The following is a 3,204-nucleotide window of genomic DNA, read 5'->3' on the forward strand; positions in this document are numbered from 1 at the left end:
GTGGCCGCCCGCATGTACCTGAGCCCGCGCACGGTCGACCACCACCTCCGCAACGTCTTCATCCGCCTGGGCGTCCGCTCCCGCACGGAACTGGCCCGCCTGATCCCCGCGGCTTAGCAGACCCGAAGTGGTGTCAGGCCGCGGCTGCTGTTCTGCGGGCGAAGGCGATGTCGCGGGCCAGGACGCCGATGTCGGGCTGGTCGGTGAACAGGCCGTCGATGCCGGCCCGCCAGAAGAGCACGTGCTCGTCGATCGCCTTGCCGTACGCGGCCGGGTCGGTGCCCACGCGCAGCTGCGGCGGCAGGAACTGGTTCTCGGCGCGGAAGGTGTAGGGGATCACCACCAGGCCGGCGTCGTGCGCGTCGGCCACCAGGCGGGTCGGCTCGCCACCCGGCGGAATGACCTGCGCCTTGTCCGGCCCGATGCCGTCGACCACCCGGGACAGCTCGCGCAGCCCGGCCGGGGTGAGGTAGTCGGCGTACGAGCGGGGGTCGCCGAACGGCCCGCCGGTCACGCCGGTCAGGAAGATCATCGGCGCCCGCAGCTTGTGCAGCCGGCGCAGGTCGATCAGGTTGCGCGCCTCGAAGGACTGCACGTACACCTTGGCGCCGGCCCGGTCCAGGTCCCGCGCCCGCAACGCCCGCACCAGCCGCGGTGCGAAGTCGAGGCCCAGGCCGCTGAAGTAGGTCGGGTGCTTGGTCTCCGGGAAGACGCCGATCTCGCGGTCCAGCTCGCGGGACAGGCGGGCGCGCAGGCTCAGCACCTCGTCGAAGGTCGGCACCTCGAAGAGCCCGTCGTAGAGCGTGTTGCGCTGCCGCAGCGCCGGGATGCGCTCGACCGCCCGCAGCGTCTTGAGCTCGGCGAGCGTGAAGTCGTGGGTGAACCAGCCGGTGACCGCGACGCCGTCGAGCGTCACGGTGCGGCGGCGCGAGGCGAACTCGGGGTGTGCCGCCACGTCGGTGGTCATGCCGATCTCCGGCTCGTGGCGGGCCACCAGCACGCCGTCCTTGGTGATCACCAGGTCGGGCTCGATGTAGTCGGCGCCCATCCGGGCGGCCAGCTCGTACGACGCGAGGGTGTGCTCGGGCCGGTATCCGGACGCGCCCCGGTGCCCGACCACGATCTTCCGGCGGTCGGCGGCCTCCGCCTTCTCCGGCAGCGAGGTGACGACCGCCGCCCCGGCCAGGGTGGGTGCGGCGGCGGCCAGGGCGCCCACGCGCAGCACCTGACGACGATCAACCATGAATTCCTCCACAGACGACGGCCGGCGACCGTTCGCCCGCCTGTCCCGCCCGCAGTTCAGGTGATCGATGCGACGCCGAAGTGGATTACAACTGGCGCCGAGAAAAATAGCGGGTGCGCAAATCAGAGCCGCAGGGCGTCCCAATCCAGGAGGCCCGCCCCCAGGTCACGGACGGTGGCGGCCAGGCCGAGCCGGGCCGCCCGCAGCGCCGGGTCGTCGGCCATCACCAGCACCTCTTCGAAGAAGCGGTGGACCGCGGCGACGATCGGGCCGGAGGTCGCGGTCAGGGCGGACAGATCCCAGTCGCCGACGGGAGGCATCTCGGTCAGCGCCGCGATCAGGGCGATCTCCGCCGGCTCGGTCAGCAGCGCCCGGTCGATCGCGGCCGGAACGCCGGGCGGCACGATCCGGCGCGCGCGGTCGAGGGATGCGGCGGCCGACCGGAAGGCCGGGTCGCCGGCCAGCGAGGCGAGCTGGGCCAGGTAGAAGTCCACCCGGGCGGGCCGGTCGGCGTGGACGAGGACCGCGCGGACCCGGTCGACGGGGTTGCCCTCCTCGACGAGTTGCTGCTCCAGGCGGCGGGTCAGGAAGTCGGCGATGCCGGCGAGCACCTCGGGCCCGGCCGGGACCGGCTGCAGCGCGGCCGCCTGCTCGAGCCCTGCGGAGATGCCGGGCAGGCTCGGATGCGCGCGCAGCACGGCGAGCAGGCCCAGCGCGGCACGGCGCACCGCGAAGGGGTCGCTGCTGCCGGTCGGCAGCCCGACGGTGGCGGCCAGGCCGACCAGGAGATCGAGCCGGTCGGCCAGCGACAGCATGGCGCCGGGCCGCGACACCGGTAGGTCGTCGCCGGCCGCGCGGGGCAGCTCGCACTCGTAGACGGCCTGCGCGACCGCCCGCGGCTCGCCGGCGTGCAGCAGGTAGTCGCGGGCCATCACACCGGCCAGGCCGGTCATCTCGGTGACCATCTGCGAGCCCAGGTCGACCTTGACCAGAGCCGCGGCTCGGCCCAGGGTGAATCCGGAGTCCCAGCCGGTGGCCAGCGCCGCGATCCGGGCCGCCCGGTCGGCCATCGTGCCGAGCTTGTCGGTGAACGTGATCCGGCTCAGCCGGTCGCGCAGCGCCGGCAGCGGCGTCTCGCGGTCGGCGCGGTAGAAGAAGGACGCGTCCTCGTACCGGGCGCGCAGCACCGCCTCGTTGCCGGCCCGCACCGCCTCGACATCGACCGTGCCGTTGGCCACCGTCACGAACATCGGCAGCAGAGCACCGCTCTCGTCACGGACCGGGAAGTAGCGCTGGTGCTTGCGCATCACCGTGGTGAGGACCTCGGCGGGCAGGGCCAGATAGCTCTCGTCGAAGGTGCCGAGCAGCGGGTTGGGCGCTTCGACGAGGTACGTGACCTCCTGCACCAGGGCGGGCGCCAGCTCCACCCGGCCGTCGGGGTAGACCAGGTCCTGCGCCCCGGTGACGATGAGCTGCTCGCGGTCCTCCGGATCGGCGACCACCCCGCGCACCGCGATCGACTCCATGAAGCTCTCGGCCGACGCGATCGTGACCACCGGCTCGTCGGCGTCCCGCAGCACGTGTGTCACGCGGCCGGCCGCCAGCGTGGACACCGCCACCGGCACCACGTCGTCGCCGAGCAGGGCGAGCAGCCACCGGATCGGCCGGGTGAAGGACAGCTCGGGATCGTTCCAGCGCATGTTGCGCGCCGACCGCAACTCCCTGACCAGCTCGGCGAGCATCTCCGAGAGCACCGCTCCGGCGGGGCGGCCGGCCTCGAAGCGCTCGACGAAGTAGTGGGTCTCGCCCTCGCCGACCTCGCCGCCCTGGGCACGGGCGAAGCCCTCGACCGCCGTCGCCGGCGCACCGAGTTTCGGCCCGCGCACCCGGACCGTGCGGTCCTCCTCGCGCGGCGCGACGTCGGCGACCAGCGCGATCAGGCGCCGCGGCGTGGCGGCCAC

At 73.5% G+C, this 3,204-nt stretch carries 3 protein-coding genes; 1 reads left to right on the plus strand and 2 read right to left on the minus strand.

Annotated features, from left to right (window positions below; all coding sequences use genetic code 11):
- The first annotated feature begins 12 nt into the window (after positions 1 to 12).
- A complete protein-coding gene (locus tag AB0M20_RS34370; RefSeq protein WP_364304521.1) occupies positions 13 to 117 on the plus strand; it encodes a LuxR C-terminal-related transcriptional regulator in 105 nt (34 codons plus the stop codon).
- Positions 118 to 133: 16 nt separating this feature from the next.
- Here AB0M20_RS34370 and AB0M20_RS34375 read toward each other — a convergent pair whose 3' ends face one another.
- Positions 134 to 1,243: a glycerophosphodiester phosphodiesterase gene (locus AB0M20_RS34375; RefSeq protein ID WP_364304518.1), complete on the minus strand. Its 1,110-nt coding sequence runs from the start codon at positions 1,241 to 1,243 to the stop codon at positions 134 to 136.
- Between the two features lie 122 nt (positions 1,244 to 1,365).
- A partial coding sequence (gene glyS, locus AB0M20_RS34380) for a glycine--tRNA ligase subunit beta (RefSeq protein WP_364304520.1) occupies positions 1,366 to 3,204 on the minus strand: 1,839 nt, incomplete at its 5' end.

It is taken from the genome of Actinoplanes sp. NPDC051633, assembly GCF_040681735.1.
Taxonomy (GTDB): Bacteria; Actinomycetota; Actinomycetes; order Mycobacteriales; family Micromonosporaceae; genus Actinoplanes.

Bases quoted from the DNA above. Each gene is read 5' to 3' on its own strand.
- AB0M20_RS34370 (WP_364304521.1), top strand. From the start codon at position 13: ATGTACCTGAGCCCGCGCACGGTCGACCACCACCTCCGCAACGTCTTC.
- AB0M20_RS34375 (WP_364304518.1), bottom strand. From the start codon at position 1,243: ATGGTTGATCGTCGTCAGGTGCTGCGCGTGGGCGCCCTGGCCGCCGCC.